This is a genomic window from Micromonospora sp. M51, assembly GCF_018070305.1.
In the GTDB taxonomy this organism is placed as follows: Bacteria; Actinomycetota; Actinomycetes; order Mycobacteriales; family Micromonosporaceae; genus Micromonospora; species Micromonospora parva.
This window is the reverse complement of record NZ_JAGPXZ010000036.1, coordinates 1-17,162: the sequence shown is the minus strand read 5'-3', so window position 1 is coordinate 17,162 and position 17,162 is coordinate 1. Positions and strand designations below refer to the sequence as shown.

Genomic DNA, 17,162 nt, shown 5'->3' with positions numbered 1-17,162 from the left:
CGGCTGGCCAGGACGTGCCGGACGACGACGCCGCGCCGGGTGCCCGTTCCGAGGAACGCCGGCAGACCCGGGAACGACGCCGCCTCCGCGCGGCGGTGTTGGTGCTGGTCAGTGTCGTGCTGCTCGGCGCGGTGCCGCTCTTCTTCGGCCTCCGGACGCTGAGCCGTGACCCGGTCTTCGACAACCTGGACCAGCTCAACGTGCCCGGTTGGGCGGCCGCGAAGACCGTCGACGACGTCAGCGGCAGCCGGTGGTGCCTGATCGACTGCCGGTTGCGGGAGCGGACCGTGACCTCGGAGAAGGCGCCCGAGGAGACCGCGCGGGTCTACGAGGACGCGCTGCGTGCGGACGGGTGGCGGCCGTGGAAGGTGAGCCGCTGCCCGGAGCAGCAGACGAAGGGCAGCTACACCTGCTGGCGTCGCGACGAGCTGACCCTCGACCTGTGGGTCCGCGAGCCGACCTGCGTGCCACCGCCGGTGGACGGCGAGCCGGCAGTCGTGCCGTCCGGTGACCCGTCGGCCGCTGCGACCGAGTGCACCGGCTCGTTGGTGTCGGTGAAGGTGCGCAATGCGATCGACGACGAGCGGACCAGGCCGCAGCCGACCACCGACCCGTCACTGACCGGTGAGGATCCGTTCCCCACTGTCAGTGCGGATCCGCTGGGCGAGCTGACACCCTCACCGTCCTGAGCCGGTCTCCATCACGGACGGTAGGGTCTGGGGCTGGCGGGCACGCCCGCCGTCGGTCAACGCCGACGGCTCGGCGGCCGGCCCGGGTGTCATGGTGGTGCGTTCCGAGGACGTCGGGTCCTGCGGAACTCTGCATGAGGAGGACAGGCATGGGCGACATTGGAGCGATCGCGGCGCTGATCGCGGCATCCGCGTTCGCGGTGCTGGTGCTCATCCTGACGCTGCCCATCCTGCGGCTGCGGCACACGGTTGACGCCACCACCCGCATGATCAACGACCTCAACGATCGGACGGCGCCGCTGCTCGGCGACGTGAACACCACTGTGAAGAACGTCAACACCGCGCTGGAGCAGGTGCAGACCTCGCTCGACGGGGTGAACCTGCAGTTGGCGAAGGTCGACACCATGACCAGCCACGCGCAGAACGTCACCGCCAACGTCGCCAACCTGGCCACCGTCGTCTCCGCCGCGGCCGCCAACCCGTTGGTCAAGGTGGCCGCGTTCGGCTACGGCGTGCGGAAGGCCGCCGCCGGCCGTCGGCACGCCGAGACCGAGCGCCAGGTGCGCGACACCATCAAGCAGCAGCGACGGGCCGCGCGACGCGGCAACAGCTGACCGGCCGGACCAGGGGGTAGCGGGACATGAAGCGCTTGTTCTGGCTCGGCGTCGGGGTGGCCGTCGGCGTGATCGTGGTACGTCGGGCGACCCGGACCGCGCAGGCGTACACGCCGGCCGGCATCGCCAGCTCGCTGACGGAATCCGCTGGCGGCCTCGTTGAGTCGCTGCGTAGTTTCGTGGAGGACGTCCGGGTCGGGATGGCCGAACGCGAGCAGGAGATCCACCAGGCGTTCGCCCAGGGCGAGGCGTTCGACGATCAGTTCGCCGACCTGCGGGAAGACCCGCGGATCGGCGATCGAGAAATCTTTCCGGAGGAACACCAGCGATGAAGACGGCGGAGATCAAGCGGCGGTACCTCGCGCACTTCGAGGCGAATGGCCACACCGTGGTGCCGTCCGCTCCGCTGCCCGCCATCAGCGACCCGAACCTGCTGTTCGTCAACGCCGGCATGGTGCAGTTCGTCCCGTACTTCCTGGGTCAGCAGACTCCCGCGTACCAGCGGGCGGTCAGCGTGCAGAAGTGCATCCGCACCCCGGACATCGACGAGGTCGGCAAGACCAGCCGGCACGGCACGTTCTTCCAGATGAACGGCAACTTCTCCTTCGGTGACTACTTCAAGGCCGGGGCGATCCCCCTGGCGTGGGAGTTGTCCACGAAGCCGATCGCCGAGGGTGGTTACGGGCTCGATCCGGATCGGATCTGGCCGACGATCTACCTCGACGACGACGAGGCGTACGAGATCTGGCGGTCGGTGGGGGTGCCCGCCGAGCGGATCGTCCGCCGGGGCAAGGCGGACAACTTCTGGTCGATGGGCATCCCCGGGCCGTGCGGCCCGTCGTCGGAGCTGTTCTACGACCGGGGCCCGGAGTACGGCCGTGAGGGTGGGCCGGCGGTCGACGAGGACCGCTACATGGAGTACTGGAACCTCGTCTTCATGCAGTTCGAGCGGGGCCCGGGTACCACCAAGGAGGACTACCCGATCCTGGGTGACCTGCCGGCGAAGAACATCGACACCGGCATGGGCCTGGAGCGGATGGCCTCGATCCTGCAGGGCGTCGACAACCTGTACGAGATCGACGAGGTCCGGCCGATCCTGACCCGGGCGGCGGAGCTGACCGGTAAGCGGTACGGCGCGCACTCCGGACACGTGGCCAGCGAGTCGCACCCGGACGACGTCCGGCTGCGGGTGATCGCCGATCACGTTCGGACGGCGTTGATGCTGATCGGCGACGGGGTGACCCCGTCGAACGAGGGTCGCGGGTACGTGCTGCGCCGGATCATGCGTCGGGCGATCCGGTCGATCCGGCTGCTCGGCTGGCAGGACCGGGCGCTGCCCGAGCTGCTGCCGGTGGCCCGCGACTGCATGTCCCCGTCGTACCCGGAGCTGGCGACCGACTTCGACCGGATCGCGGATTACGCGTACGCGGAGGAGGAGGCGTTCCTGTCCACCCTGCGGGCGGGGACGACGATCCTGGACACCGCGATCGCGGAGACCCGCACGGCGGGCGGCTCCGCCCTGTCCGGTGCGAAGGCGTTCCAGCTGCACGACACGTACGGCTTCCCGATCGATCTGACCCTGGAGATCGCTGCCGAGCAGGGCCTCACTGTCGATGACGAGGGTTTCCGGCGGCTGATGGCCGACCAGCGGACCCGGGCGAAGGCGGACGCGCAGGCCCGCAAGACGGGGCACGTGGACCTGTCGGCGTACCGTTCGGTGCTCGACGCGGGTGGGCCGGTGACGTTCACCGGGTACAGCGAGGTGTCCCGCGAGTCGACGGTGCGGGCGCTGCTCGGCGCCGACGGCCCGCGCCAGGCGGCGACCGAGGGTGACACCATCGAGTTGGTGCTGGACACCACCCCGTTCTACGCCGAGGGCGGTGGCCAGCAGCCCGACCAGGGCATGATCACGGTCGGTGGCGGGCAGGTCGAGGTGCTCGACGTGCAGCAGCCGGTGCCCGGCCTGATCGTGCACCGGGCCCGGGTGATCCGGGGTGAGGTGCGCGCCGGTGAGGCCGGCTTCGCCGAGATCGACACGACCCGGCGGCGGGCGATCTCCCGGTCGCACACCGCCACCCACCTGGTGCACCAGACGATGCGGAACTTCCTCGGTGAGTCGGCCACCCAGGCCGGGTCGCTGAACGCCCCCGGTCGGCTCCGGTTCGACTTCAACACCCCGACGGGGGTGTCGCCGAGCGTCCTGCGTGACGTGGAGCAGCAGGTCAACGAGGTGCTGCTGGCCGACCTGGAGGTGCACGCCTTCATCACCTCGTTGGACGAGGCGCGGCGGATCGGCGCGATGGCGCTGTTCGGCGAGAAGTACGGCGAGGAGGTGCGGGTCGTCGAGGTGGGTGACTACGCCCGGGAGCTGTGCGGCGGCACGCACGTGGCCCGCTCGGCCCAGCTCGGCCTCGTGAAGATCCTCTCCGAGTCGTCGATCGGTTCCGGTGTCCGCCGGGTCGAGGCGCTGGTCGGCATGGACGCGTTCGGTTTCCTGGCCAAGGAGCACCTGTTGGTCTCCCGGTTGGCCGAGCTGTACCGGGTGCCCAACGACCAGGTCGCCGACCGGGTGGAGCAGACCGTCACCCAGCTGCGCGACGCCGAGAAGGAGCTGGAGAAGCTGCGCGCCCAGCTGGTGCTGGGTGGCGCGGCGGCGCTCGCGGCCCAGGCCAAGGACGTGCGCGGGGTCGCGTACGTGGGCACCGAGGCGCCGGAGGGCGCGGCCGGCAACGACGTGCGCACCCTGGCCCAGGAGATCCGCGGCAAGATCGACCCGGCGCGGCCGGCGGTGGTCGCGGTGGCGGCCCGGTCGAACGGCAAGGCGTCCCTGGTGGTGGCGGTCAACGCGGCGGCGCGCGGTCGGGGCCTCGCGGCGTCGGATCTGGTGAAGGCGGCGTTCTCGGGGCGCGGCGGTGGCAGTCCGGACCTGGCGCAGGGCTGCGGTCTGCCCGCGGCCGAGGCGCCGACCCTGCTGCTCACCGTCGAGAAGGCGATCACCGAGGCGTGATCAATCATTACTGTGGGTCAGGGCGGGCCATCTGGTCCGCCCTGGTTCGTACCTGGCCGGTGGTGACCGTCGGTGGCTGAGCTGACGCGTGGGGTGCGGATCGGCGTGGATGTCGGTCAGGTGCGGGTGGGTGTCTCCCGCTCGGACCCGGACGGGATCCTGGCGACGCCGCTGGTCACCCTGGCCCGTGACCTCACGGCGGGGCCGGACGCGGTGCCGAGCGACCTCGCCGAGCTGGCCGCGTTGGTGGCCGAGCACGAGGCGGTGGGGGTTGTCGTCGGCCTTCCGGTCAACCTCGCCGGCAAGCACGGCCCTGCGGCCGCCCACGTGAAGGCGTACGCTGACCGACTGGTCGATGTGATAGCGCCTGTCCCGGTAACGCTCACTGACGAGAGGATGTCGACCGTGGTCGCTTCTCGTAGGCTTGCCGAGCGTGGCGTCCGAGGTAAACGTCAACGTGCGGTTGTCGATCAGGCGGCCGCGGTGGAGATCCTGCAGAGCTGGCTGGACGCGCAGCGGAGGCGGACGTAATGATCGACGATCTGGACCTTGGGTTCGACGAGCCGGAGCGGGGGGAGAAGGGTCGGCACCGGCGCGGCTTCCGCAAGCGCAAGAGCGGGTCCGGCGGCGGCCGGGGCAAGACATTCCTGGCACTGCTGATGGCCCTGGTCCTGCTGGGCGCGATCGGCGGCGGCGCGTTCTACGGCTTCGACCGGATCCAGAACTACTTCGTCACCCCCGACTACGACGGCAGCGGGGCCGGTGAGATCACCGTCGAGATCAAGAACGGCGCGCTGCTCGCCGACATGGCCGACGCCCTGGTGGCGGCCGATGTGGTGAAGAGCCAGAAGGCCTTCATCGAGGCGGCCGAGGCCGAGTCGCGCAGCAAGAACATCCAGCCGGGCACGTACAAGCTGCGCAAGCAGATGAGCGGTGAGAACGCCGTCGCCGCGATGCTGGACCTGAAGAACAAGATCGTCAACGGGCTGACGATCCCCGAGGGCCGCACGAGCTTCAACATCTACAAGCTGCTCTCCGAGAAGACCAAGATCCCGGTCAAGGACTTCCAGGCCGCCGCGAAGGACCCGGAGGCGCTCGGCGTCCCGGACTGGTGGTTCAAGCGCGACGACGGTAAGAAGATCGTCAAGTCCGTCGAGGGCTTCCTCTTCCCGGACACCTACGAGATTCCGCCGAAGTCCACCGCGGAGAGCATCCTCAAGCTGATGGTGAATCGCTTCCTCTCCGTCACCGGGGAGATGAAGTTCGCCGACCAGGTGCAGGAGAAGCGCAAGGTCAGCCCGTACGAGGCACTGATCGTGGCCTCACTGGCCCAGGCCGAGGCGGGCAACAAGGACGACCTGGGCAAGGTAGCCCGGGTGGCCTACAACCGGGCGTACGGCGAGTTCAACTGCAACTGCCTGGAGATGGACGTCACCGTCAACTACTACCTGGAGTCGATCGGCAAGCCGACCAAGTCGTCCAAGCAGATGACCGCGGCCGAGCTGGACGACCCGAAGAACCCGTACAACCGCAAGCTGCGGGGCATGATCCCCACCCCGATCAACAACCCCGGCAAGGAGGCCCTGGAAGGGGCGATGAACACGCCGCCGGGCAAGTGGCTCTACTTCGTGGCCATCGACAAGGAGGGCCACTCCGAGTTCGCCGAGACGTACGAGCAGCACCAGCGCAACGAGGCCAAGGCCCGGGAGGCCGGGATCATCTGATGGCGCTCAGGCGGCGGGCGGCGGTGCTCGGCAAACCGATCGCGCACTCCCTCTCCCCGGTGATTCACAACGCCGGCTACGCGGCGGCGGGACTGACCGGGTGGTCGTACACCCGGATCGAGTGCGCGGCGGCGGAGCTGCCGAATCTGGTCGTCGGCCTGGGCCCGGAGTGGGCCGGGTTGTCGGTGACCATGCCGGGCAAGGAGGCGGCGCTCGCGGTGGCCGACGCCGCCTCGCCGGTCGCCGCCGCCGTCGGCGCGGCCAACACGTTGGTACGCCGTCCGGACGGCTCCTGGTACGCGGACAACACCGACGTCGCCGGCATGGTGCACGTCCTCACCGACGCCGGGGTGAGTGCCGGTGCCGCCGTGACGGTGCTCGGTGCCGGTGGGACGGCCCGCGCCGCGCTCGCCGCCGCCGCGCAGCTGGCCTGCTCGGCGGTGACGGTGGTGGCCCGCCGACCGGAGGCGGTCGACGAGCTACGGCCGGTGGCCGACGCCGTGGGTGTCACGCTGACGCCCGCCCCATGGGCCGATGCGCCCCGGCACCTCTCGACCGCCGACGTGGTCGTCTCCACAGTGCCGAAGGGCGTCGCCGACCCGCTGGCCGGCGCGGTGGCCTGGCGGCCGGGCACTGTGCTCTTCGACGCGCTCTACGACCCGTGGCCGACGCCGCTGGCGACCGCCGCCGACGCGGCCGGCTGCCGGATCGTCTCGGGCCTGGATCTGTTGCTGGCCCAGGCGGTCGGGCAGTTCGAGCAGTTCACCGGCGTGGTCGCGCCGAGGGCGGCGATGGCCGCCGCGCTGGCGGCGGCTCGCGCCGGCTGAAGCGTCCACACCTTAGCTGACGGTTAAGACGCGCTTACGGAAAACTGTCCTACCTGCGACCTGTGCTGGTCATCGATACGCTGCTCACCGTTATGGACGCAGACACAGGGAGTTTCCTTGACCAGGCACGGACTGCACCGCATCACCCGGTTCCGTTCCGGACCCCGGCGTAAGGCGATTGCCATCGGCGTGGTCGGCGGTTCGGTGGTGGCCGGCATCGTGGCGACCATGATGCCGCTGCTGGCCAGCGACGACCTGTCGATCCGGGCGGCGGCGGACACCACCGCGACCGCGGTGACGCAGGACGGTGACAACGCGGCCAAGACGACCCTCGCGACCTGCGCGACGCGCTGCGACGGCAACCCGCGCGGTGGCCGCGAGGCGGTCATCGAGTTCGCGGTGACCACCGTGCCGGCCGCCGCGGTCAACGTCCGGGCGACGCTGCGGATGCACGCCTGGCAGCAGTTCGCCGCCACGGTGACGGCGCACGCGTCGCCGTTGAGTGCCCGCGAGTCGCGGCCTCCGCTGACGCCGGCCGGCGCCGCGCTGGACAGCGTGACCAGCGTGTCCAAGGGCGTCAACGAGTGGGACGTCTCCAAGCTGGTCACCGGCAACGGCACCTGGACGGTCTCGCTGGCGCAGAGCGGCCTGGAGAGCCGGATCTACTGGGCGTCGGTCGAGAACCGCAACCCGGACCTGCGACCCAGCCTGGTGATCAGCTACGACCTCGGGTCCCGGCCGTCGCCGGTGACGACCACCCGGCCGGCGCCGCCGCCGGCGCCGAGCGTGTCACCGACCACCGCCGCGCCGAAGCCGTCGCCGACCGTCGCCCCGACCCGGACGGCGACCCCGAGCCCCACCGGCACCCTGCCGGCCGGCAAGTGTGGGTCCGTCTCGGACAAGCTCGTCCCGTCCTGTGGCGCCTGGTGGGGCATGTACTCGCCGGCCGGAGCGGCCGGCGGCTGGGACCACGGCAAGGCCGTCGCGGACGTGGAGGCGCAGGTCGGGCGCAAGTTCGACATCGTGCACCGCTACCACGACTTCTCCAACTCGGGCAGCAACGGCGCCTTCCCCGACGTGTACGAACAGCAGCAGATGCGCGAAGGCCGTCTGATGTTCTTCGCCTGGGAGTCCCGCGACTTCTCCGCCGGCACGACCCTCAAGTGGTCCGATGTCTACGGAGGCAAGCAGGACGCGACGATCGACGCGGTCGCCGGCCGGATCCGGGCCGCCGGCGTACCGGTGTTCATCGGCTTCGACCACGAGCCGGAGGACGAGCCGAACAAGGGCAGCGACGCCGACTTCGTACGGGCCTGGCGCTACGTCCACGAGCGGTTCGCCAGCGCCGGCGCGACCAACGCGGTCTGGGTCTGGACGATGATGGGCTGGTCGGGGCACTACTCCCGGTACGCCGGCCTGTACCCCGGTGACCGGTACGTCGACTGGGTCGCCTACGACCCGTACAACTTCCACGTCTGCAACGGCAGCACGGTGTGGAAGAGCCCGAGCACGACGATCGGTGGCTTCTACCGTTGGCTGGACGACAACGGCATCGGCGCCGGCAAGCCCCGGATGCTCGCCGAGTTCGGCACCAACTTCAACTCCGCCGACCCGGGCGCCAAGCAGCGCTGGTTCCAGGAGTTCCCAGCGGCGTTGAAGGCGCACCCGAAGATCAAGGCGGCCATCTACTTCAACTCGGCCGGTATGACCAGCCGCACGTCGACCTGTGACATGACGATGAACCACGACGCCGCGGCGGTGGCGGGCTTCACGCAGGCCGGCAAGGACTCCTACCTGCGGCAACCCACCGGAGGTAGCCGCTGACGACCCGAATGAACTGACCGGACGGCGTTCGCCGGGGGGTCGCGCAACCGATCCTCCGGCGTTCTGTCGGCTTGCGGATTCATGCACCGCCCAATCGGCGGATTTTGTTAACCAGGCTGGACGAGGCACGCTACCTCGGGTTCTCATCCAATCTGGAGGCGCAGCGTGCCCATACTTCCGCACTTGTGGCGTTCCGCAGGACGACGTCGTACTCGGGCGGGGATGGTCGCGTTGGCGATCATCGCCGCAGCTCTGGGCGTGCCCACCACCGCGTCGGCCGCTGTGGTGCCGGCCCCGACGACGGCGACGCTGGTGTCGGCGAACCCCGCCGACGCGACCCCGCACGCCCGGGACGGTGAAACCCGCGCCTTCGCGCAGGTGGGCAACACGGTCTTCGTCGGCGGCAGCTTCACCCAGCTCCGGCAGACCGCCAGTTCCGCGTGGATCACGCAGCGTTACCTCTTCGCGTACGACCGGACCACCGGCACCATGTCGACCACCTTCCTTCCGGTGCTCGACGGCGCGGTCAACACCCTCATCGCCGGCCCCGGCGGCACGCTGATCGTCGGCGGCGCCTTCAAGAACGTCAACGGCGTCTCCCGCAAGAACCTGGTGGCGCTCAACCCGTCGACCGGCGCGATCATCGACAGCTGGGTCGGGCGTTCCGACGGTGGCACGGTCCGCGACCTGGCGCTGTCCGGCAACTGGCTGTACGTGGCCGGTGCGTTCAACTGGCTCAACGGCACCGCGCACGTGGGTCTCGGCCGGCTCAACGCGACCACCGGCGCGATCGACCCGAGCTTCAGCATCGACGCCACGGTGGGGCGGCACAGCACCACGTCGTACGTCTGGGCCATCGACGTCGCGCCGGACGGCGACACCCTGGTCGTCGGCGGCAACTTCACGCTCGTCAACGGCCTGCCGCGCAACCAGATGGCGTTGGTGGACGTCTCCGGGACGCCCGCGGTGCTGGACTGGAGCACCGAGAAGTTCGTCGCGCCGTGCGCCTCGCCGGCGACCTTCGTGCACTACGTGCAGGACGTGAAGTTCGGTGGCGACGGCAGTTGGTTCGTGGTCGGCACCAACGGCGGCGCGGGCTGGCCGTCCGCCTACTGCGACGCCCTGGTCCGCTTCGAGACCGCCGCGCGGGGCAGTGGCCAGCTCGCCACCTGGGTCGACTTCACCGGCAACGACACCATCACCTCGGTGGAGGTGGCGGACAACATCATCTACCTGGGCGGGCACTTCCGCTGGCTGAACAACCCGAACGCCAGCGACAACGCCGGCAACGGGGCGATCGACCGGCTCGGCATCGCCGCCGTCACTCCGGCGACCGGCATGCCGGTGAACTGGAACCCGCGCCGCAGTGGCAGCGCGTCGATGCCCGCCGGCACCACCGCGTGGGGTTCGTCGGTACCGGTGCTGTGGCGTGGTTCGGACGGCCTCTACTTCGGGCACAACTCCGACGGCATGGGCGACGAGTACCACGGCCGGCTGGGCATGTTCCCGCTGGCCGGCGGGCGCACGATCGCCCCGAAGAACCCCCCGTCGGCCACCAGTGGCAACCTCTACCTGAGCACCGCCCCGGGCACTGTGGCGAAGGTGCCGTTCGACGGCACCGCGCTGGGCACCGCGACCACTGTCAGCCAGCCCGCGTACACGGCGGCCGGTGCGACGTGGCGGGTCGACGACCGGATCTACTGGTCGCACACGGTGGCCGGCACGCCCACCGGTAGCCGGATCGACGTCTCGCTCTTCAACGGCGGCGCGATCGGCTCGCCGTGGGAGGCGTCCGGCTACAACGACTGGTACAACCCGGCGTTGCTCACCGGTGCCTTCTTCCTCGACGGCAGGCTCTACTACACCCGTACCGGGGCGAACAGTCTCTTCTACCGCTACTTCGAGATCGACGGTAACTACCTCGGCGCCACCGAGTTCACACTGCCGAGCACCGGGCAGAACTGGTCCGGTGTGCGGGGGATGGCCTGGGTGAACGGCCGGATCGTCTACGGGGCCACCGATGGCAACCTGCGCAGTGTGGCGTTCGATCCGACGGCCGCGCCGGCCGCTGTGGTCAGCGGTGCCACCGGGTTCGTGGTCAGCACCGCGACGCCCGAGTTGTCCTGGTCTACCCCATCGACGTTCTTCTCCGTAGAGTAAGGGTCAACCGTTCGTAACGGAGGATCGGTAGATTGTTCACGTAGGGCCGGTGGCGGCTACCGCCGCCACCGGCCCCGCGACGTGGGGGAGGGTCGTTGCTCGGCGCCGCTGGCATCCGAACGAGACGCGCGGTGCGTCTGGTCTTCGCGGTCAAACGCGGCTGGTACCGGCTCCGCTACCGGCGGTTGACACTCGGCCGGGACGTGGAGATCCGTGGCCGGATCCGGCTGCGTCGCGGCGTGCGGGTGACCATCGGTGACCGCACCCGCTTGAACAAGCTCGTCCGCTTCGCCGGCCCCGGCGAGGTGCGCGTCGGCGCGGACTGTCTGCTCAACGCCACCTGGATCGGCACCTGGACGTCCGTGACGGTGGGGGACCGGTGCCTCCTGTCGGACTGCGAGCTGCTCGACAACGACTTCCACAACCTGCCTCCCGAACAGCGGCACGCACCGCCGGGCCCGCTCACCCGGGCCCCGATCGTCCTTGAGGACAACGTCTGGGTCGGCGCGCACGCCCTGGTCCTGAAGGGCGTGCGGGTCGGCCGCGACAGCGTCGTCGGCGCGGCGACGGTGGTCCGCACGGACGTACCACCCGGCGTCGTGGTCGTCGGCAATCCTCAACAGACGGTGAAGAAGTTCCATGACTGACGCAGCGCCCGCCCCCTGGCCCACGGACGGCCCGTCCTCCGGTACCTCCCGGGCCGTGACACTGACGGACCTGCTGCGGGTGCCGATGCACCGGTTGCGGTTGGTGGCGGCGGTCGCCCTGGTCGGTCTGCTCGCCGCGCTCAGCTACGTGCTGCTGGTGCCGCCGGCGCTGTCCGCGAGCGCGGTGGTCGCGGTCCGACCGGTGGTCACCGACGCCTTCACCCCCAGCGGCGCGGGCGCCGACCGCGCGGTCAACATGAACGTGGAGAGCGGCATCGCCACCGGCACCGAGGTGGTGCAGCGGCTCGCCGAGTCGGCCGGCGGTGACCCGCGCGACATCCGCGACGCGCTCGAGGTCGAGGTGCCCACCGGCGGGCAGATCCTGCGCTTCACCTACCAGGCGCGCGACGCGCACCGGGCGGTGCAGAGCGCCAACATGGCCGCCGAGGCCTACCTGAGCGTGCGCCGGACCATGTACGAGCAGCAGCGCGCCGAGATGCTGCGCTCCTACGACGCCAGCATCACCAAGGTCGTCAGCCAGCAGACCGCGTTGCAGAAGCGGGCGAACACCGCCAAGGACACCGCCGCCGGTGACGCGCTGGTGGCCGAGCTGGCCGGGATCAACAACCAGCTCACCCAGCTCAACGCCGCCCGTACCGAGATCGCGGCCGTCGACGTCAACCCCGGCTGGGTCACCCAGACCGCCGAGAAGGCGCTGGTCACCTCCGCCGGGCACCGGCCGCTCTACCTGGTCGCCGGCCTGCTCGGTGGCGCCCTGGTCGGCATCGTGCTGGCCTACCTCTGGGAGTCGACCGACCGGCGGGTCCGCTCGGTCGCCGACGGCCGGGAGGCCTCCGGCCTGCCGTTGCTCGGCACCGTGCGCCGACCGGCGTTCCGGGGCAGCCCCCGGGCGGTCGACGCCGACGTCCGGTACGTGGCGATGGCGGTCGCCGAGCGCGTCCGGCAGCCCGCCCGGGTGGCGCTGCTCAGCGCCCGGGAGGACGCCACAGCGCTCACCGCCGGGCTCGCGGTGGCGCTCGCCGTCGACGGCCGGGAGGTCTTCGTCGCCGACGACAGCGGCCGGATCGAGCGGCTGCGGGCCAGCGTGCTCGCCGACCGGGGGCGGCTGCCCATCGACCCGTCCCGGCCGCTGGTGCCCAAGCCCCGACCGGCCGGCAGCACACCGGCCGCCGGTGCCACCACTGACAGCGCCCCCGCCCGTCGACCCTCCCCGCACCCGCCCGGCGCCCGCCCGTCCACCGACCCGGACGCCACGCTGACCTTGCCGCGGGTGTCGTCCGCCCGCCCGGAGAACAATCGCGTCGTCGCCCCGGACGAGGTTGCCGTGGGAGTGGGCAGTGTCCGGTTCGGCACCTGGCGACAGGGCGCCGATCACGGTCTGGTCCTGTTCAACGCCCCTCCGGCGGAGTCCGACGAGCGTGGCGTGGCCGTCGCCCGGCAGGGCAGCGCGGTGGTGGTCGTCGAGCGGGACCGCACCCGGCAGAGCGACCTGCGACGCCTCGTGGAGCGGCTGCGCGCCGCCGGCGTCACCCCGCTGGGCTTCGTGCTCACCCGAAACGGCCGGGCCTGAGCGTGTCGGTGACCCGCGCCCCGGCGACCGAACCACCGTCCGGAGGCGCTCCGGAGCAGGCCGCGCCGCTGCCGCCGTCCGCGCCACCGCAGCTGCCGCTCTGGCCGTTGTCGATGATGTTCGGCCTGGTGCCACTGTGGTGGCTGCTCGGCGCGTTCTACCTCGGCTGGCCGCTGCTGGGCGCGCTGCTGTTCGCGTTGCTGCTCACCCGGGGGCGGGTGCCGCTGCCGCCGGCGGCCGGCATCTGGCTGCTCTTCCTCGCCATCGTGGTGGTCAGCGCCACCCAACTGTCGTCGCCCGCCTCGCTGCTCACCTTCGCCCTGCGCCTGGCCTTCTACCTGACCGCGCTGGTGGTCGGCGTCTACGTCTACGCCGCCGCCCGGGAACGCTCCAGCCTGGTGGCGGTGCTCACCCCGCTCTGCACGTTCTGGTTCGGGCTGGTCGCGCTGGGCTGGCTCGGGGTGCTGGTGCCCCGGCTGGCCATGACGACCCCGATGGAGGTGCTGCTGCCCGGCGGGGTGGCCGGCACCCCGTTCATCCAGGACATGGTGCACCTCACCACGGCTGAGTACAGCGCCCGCTCGCTGAACCCGATCTACCGGCCGGCGGCGCCGTTCGCGTACACCAACAACTACGGCAGCGCGTACGCCATGACCCTGCCGTGCGTGGTGGCCTTCGCCATGCTGCGCCCGCGCGGGTTGCTGCGCTGGGCGCTGCTGGCGTCGCTGCCGCTGTCGCTGGCACCGGCGTTCCTCACCCTCAACCGGGCGATGTTCCTCAGCCTCGGCGCCGGGCTGGCGGTGCTCGGGGTGCGGGCCAGCCTGCGCGGCAACGTCCGGGTGGCCGCGTCGATCGTCGGGGTGGTGGTGATCGGCGCGCTGGCCACACTGTTCATTCCCATCACCGAGCTGATCAGCAGACGGGTCGACTCCAGTGACACCAACACCGACCGGCTCTCGCTCTACACCGAGGTGATCCGCCGGGTGCAGGAGTCACCGTGGTTGGGCTACGGCGCTCCGGTGAACGTCGACACCGTGTCGGCGGCCGCGCCGATCGGCACCCAGGGGCAGTTGTGGATGGTGCTGTTCAGCCATGGCGTACCCGCGCTTCTCTGCTTCCTGGCGTGGTTCGGGGCCGCCGCGGTGATCTGCGCGCGGGCGAAATCGGCGGCCGGGCAGTGGTTGGCGGTGGTGCCGGTGGTCTGCCTCGTGCAGATCCCGTTCTACGGCATGGCGAACCAGAACCTGGCGGTCGCGTTCTTCGCCGTCGCCTTCGCGATGGCGCTGACCGAACGCGAACGGCTGACCCGGCTGGTCGGGGCGTCGCCGGCGGCCCCGCGCACCGTGACGGTGCCCGCATGACCGCCGTCACCCGACCACCGGCCGGTGCCGACGGGGGCCGGCCGCCGTCCGGCCCCGCCCAGGACCAGGCCACACCGTCGCCCGCCGGGGACGTCGGCGCGGCCGAGACCCGCCGCAGCGCGCGCAGCGGGGTGGCCGGCCTGCTGGGCGCGGCCACCAGCGGGTTGTTCGGGTTCGTGCTGGCCGTCGTGATCACCCGGGGGTACGGCACTGCCGGCGCGGGCGCGTTCTTCGCCGCGATCGGTGTCGTCACCGTGGCCACCGCGATCTGCACCCTCGGCGCGGAGACCGGTCTGATGTGGGCGCTGCCCCGGCGCACCGCCGGTGTGCGCGGTGACGCGGCGCGGATCCTCCCGGTGGCGCTGATCCCGCCCCTGCTGGCCGGGCTCCTGGTGGCCGGTGTGGGCGTGCTGGCCGCCGACGCGCTCGCGCCCCGGCTGCTGGAGGGCTCCGGCGCGAGCGGCGACACACTGCTCACCGTCACGTTCGCCGCGGTGCCGGTGGTGGTGGCGATGACTTTGCTGCTGGCGGCGCTGCGCTGCGTACGGCCCATCCGGGCGTACGTCGGGGTGCAGTTCCTGCTGCTGCCGGTCGCCCGCCCGGTGCTGGTCGGCGCCGCCGCGCTGGCCGGTGGTGGTCTGCTCGCCGGCATGACCGGCTGGTTGGTGCCGGCGGCGTTGGCGCTGCTGGTCTGCCTCACCCTCGTCGCCGGCCCGCTCGGGCTGGGCCGGGGGGCGACGCTGCGTCCACGCCGCGCCGACTGGTTGACGTTCTGGCGCTTCGCGCTGCCCCGGGCCGCCTCGGCGGCCATCGACGCCGGCAGCATGTGGGTGGGGGTGCTGCTCACCTCGGCGCTGGCCGGGCCGGCGGACGCCGGCGTGTTCGGGGCCGTCGGCCGGTACGTGCTGGCCGGTCAGTTGGCCATGCAGGGGCTGCGGGTGGCGGTGTCCCCGCAGTTGTCCCGACTGCTCGGGCGGGGCGAGCGGGCCGCCGCGGCGGCCGTGCACCGGCAGCTGACCACCTGGGGCCTGGTGTTGTCCTGGCCGGTGTACCTGCTGCTGGCGGTCTTCGCGTTGGCCTTCCTCCAGCTGTTCGGGCCGGAGTTCACCGCCGGGGTGCCGGCGATGACGGTGCTCGCGCTGGCGATGCTGGTCAACACCGGAGTGGGCAACGTGCAGAGCCTGCTGCTGATGGGCGGGCGCAGCGGCCTGCACCTGGTCGCCGCCGTGGCCGGGTTGACGGTGACCGTGTCGCTGGGTCTCTGGCTGATCCCCTTGTACGGCGCGACGGGCGCGGCGGTGGCCTGGGCGGCCGGGATCGCCACCGAGAACCTCACCGCCGCCGGGTTCGCCCGGTCGGTGGTTCGGGAGCCACTGTTCGACGCCGCGATGGTGCGTGCCGCGGTGGCCACCGTCGCCGGTGTGGGCCTGGCCGCCGGCGTCGGCGCACTGGTGGGCGGTCGCGGTCTGCCCGGCCTCGCGGTGGCGCTGGCGGTGCTGCTGGCCGGCTGCGTCGGCATGTTGACGTTGCCCCGGGTACGCGCCGGTATCCGGGGGACCATGAGGCAGATCCGTGGAGGGAACGACGCGGCCGCGGCCGCCGGACCCGCCCCGGCATCGACGAGAGGCAGGTGAGGTCCGTCGTGGTGTCCATGCGTGACCGGGTCAAGCAGTTGGTTCCGACCCAGGTGACCACCCGGGTGAAGGAGTCGCTCGTCGACTACGGCGTTCGCACCAGCGATCGCCGGCCGCTGCCGGACTTCCTGATCATCGGGACCAAACGGGGCGGCACCACCTCGCTGTGGAACTACCTCATCCAGCATCCGCTGGTGCCCCGGCTGTTCCCCGCGTGGAACACCAAGTCGGCGCACTACTTCGAGGAGCACTGGGGTCGCGGCGAAGCCTGGTACCGCTCGCATTTCCCGACCGAGCGGCAACGCGACGCCCTGGCCAAGCGGCACGGTGGGCCGGTCCGGGTCGGTGAGGCCGCCCCGCTGTACATGTTCCACCCGCTCGCCGCGCAGCGGGTCGCCGCGCTGATGCCGACGGTGAAGCTCATCGTGCTGCTGAGGGACCCGGTGGAGCGGGCGTACTCGCACTGGAAGGAACGCCGCACCCACGGCATCGAACCACTGGACTTCGCCGCCGCCCTCGCCGCCGAGCCGGAGCGTACGGCGGGGGAGCGGGAACGGCTGATCGCCGAACCGGAGTCGTTCAGCGAGCCGTACGACTGGTACACGTACCGGGCCCGGGGGCGCTACCTGGAGCACCTGGAGCCGTGGCTGGAGCGCTTCGACCGGCAGCAGATCCTCTTCCTGCCCAGCGAGGACCTGTACCGCGACTCTCGCGCGACCTACCGGCGCACCCTGGACTTCCTCGGTCTGCCGGCGTACGACCTGCCCAACTTCAAGGTCTACAACGATCGACGTTCGGCGCCGTTGGAGCCGACGGTCCGCGCTGAGCTGACCGACTACTACCGGCCGTACAACGACGCGTTGCGCCAGCGGCTCGGGCTGGACCTCGACTGGGCGGACCGGGCGGCGTGACGACCCAGGCGGGCCCGGCCACCGACCCGCGCTCCCGGGGGGACGGCCTGGGTTGGGTGAGCCGCGCGGTCTTCCCGGACGACCGGGTCGGCCTGACCGTGGCGGGCGCCCCGCCGGCCGGTCACCGGGCGGTGGCCCGGTACGCGGTGGTGCCGGAGGTCGACCGGGCCGGG

14 protein-coding genes are annotated in these 17,162 nt (G+C 71.4%); all 14 read left to right on the top strand.

Annotated features, from left to right (window positions below; all coding sequences use genetic code 11):
* Positions 1-14 precede the first annotated feature (14 nt).
* The 14 genes from KBX53_RS03955 to KBX53_RS03890 all read left to right on the top strand — a co-directional run bounded on the left by KBX53_RS03955 (position 15) and on the right by KBX53_RS03890 (position 16,989).
* Entirely contained in the window at positions 15-689 is a 675-nt protein-coding gene (locus KBX53_RS03955; protein ID WP_210857835.1) for a hypothetical protein, read from the top strand.
* A gap of 149 nt (positions 690-838) precedes the next feature.
* Positions 839-1,303: a DUF948 domain-containing protein gene (locus tag KBX53_RS03950; RefSeq protein ID WP_030335603.1), complete on the top strand. Its 465-nt coding sequence runs from the start codon at positions 839-841 to the stop codon at positions 1,301-1,303.
* A gap of 26 nt (positions 1,304-1,329) precedes the next feature.
* A complete protein-coding gene (locus KBX53_RS03945) occupies positions 1,330-1,635 on the top strand; it encodes a hypothetical protein (RefSeq protein ID WP_030335605.1) in 306 nt (101 codons plus the stop codon).
* Complete coding sequence (gene alaS, locus KBX53_RS03940) at positions 1,632-4,310, top strand: alanine--tRNA ligase (RefSeq protein WP_210857833.1); 2,679 nt, start codon at positions 1,632-1,634, stop codon at positions 4,308-4,310. Before KBX53_RS03945 ends, alaS begins: the two co-directional genes overlap by 4 nt.
* A 72-nt stretch (positions 4,311-4,382) precedes the next feature.
* Positions 4,383-4,841, top strand: coding sequence for a Holliday junction resolvase RuvX (gene ruvX, locus KBX53_RS03935; protein ID WP_030335609.1), 459 nt, complete (start codon positions 4,383-4,385; stop codon positions 4,839-4,841).
* Positions 4,841-6,034, top strand: a complete 1,194-nt coding sequence (gene mltG / locus KBX53_RS03930) for an endolytic transglycosylase MltG (protein WP_210857832.1) — start codon at positions 4,841-4,843, stop codon at positions 6,032-6,034. The genes ruvX and mltG overlap by 1 nt, the downstream gene beginning before the upstream one ends.
* Entirely contained in the window at positions 6,034-6,861 is an 828-nt protein-coding gene (locus KBX53_RS03925; RefSeq protein ID WP_030335613.1) for a shikimate dehydrogenase, read from the top strand. The genes mltG and KBX53_RS03925 overlap by 1 nt, the downstream gene beginning before the upstream one ends.
* Positions 6,862-6,978: 117 nt before the next feature.
* The gene (locus KBX53_RS36980; protein WP_030335615.1) at positions 6,979-8,685 is read left to right on the top strand and encodes a glycoside hydrolase; all 1,707 of its coding nucleotides are present in this window, start codon (positions 6,979-6,981) and stop codon (positions 8,683-8,685) included.
* Positions 8,686-8,907: 222 nt separating this feature from the next.
* Positions 8,908-10,845, top strand: a complete 1,938-nt coding sequence (locus tag KBX53_RS03915) for a hypothetical protein (RefSeq protein WP_210857831.1) — start codon at positions 8,908-8,910, stop codon at positions 10,843-10,845.
* Positions 10,846-10,976: 131 nt separating this feature from the next.
* Complete coding sequence (locus KBX53_RS03910; RefSeq protein WP_245233720.1) at positions 10,977-11,492, top strand: DapH/DapD/GlmU-related protein; 516 nt, start codon at positions 10,977-10,979, stop codon at positions 11,490-11,492.
* Positions 11,485-13,083, top strand: coding sequence for an LPS biosynthesis protein (locus tag KBX53_RS03905; protein ID WP_030335620.1), 1,599 nt, complete (start codon positions 11,485-11,487; stop codon positions 13,081-13,083). The genes KBX53_RS03910 and KBX53_RS03905 overlap by 8 nt, the downstream gene beginning before the upstream one ends.
* Before the next feature lie 68 nt (positions 13,084-13,151).
* On the top strand, positions 13,152-14,444 hold the full coding sequence (locus tag KBX53_RS03900) for an O-antigen ligase (protein ID WP_247675070.1): 1,293 nt from the start codon (positions 13,152-13,154) through the stop codon (positions 14,442-14,444).
* Positions 14,441-16,078, top strand: a complete 1,638-nt coding sequence (locus KBX53_RS03895) for a lipopolysaccharide biosynthesis protein (protein WP_210857830.1) — start codon at positions 14,441-14,443, stop codon at positions 16,076-16,078. Before KBX53_RS03900 ends, KBX53_RS03895 begins: the two co-directional genes overlap by 4 nt.
* A gap of 8 nt (positions 16,079-16,086) precedes the next feature.
* Positions 16,087-16,989: a sulfotransferase domain-containing protein gene (locus KBX53_RS03890; RefSeq protein WP_030335624.1), complete on the top strand. Its 903-nt coding sequence runs from the start codon at positions 16,087-16,089 to the stop codon at positions 16,987-16,989.
* The last annotated feature ends 173 nt before the right edge of the window (positions 16,990-17,162 follow it).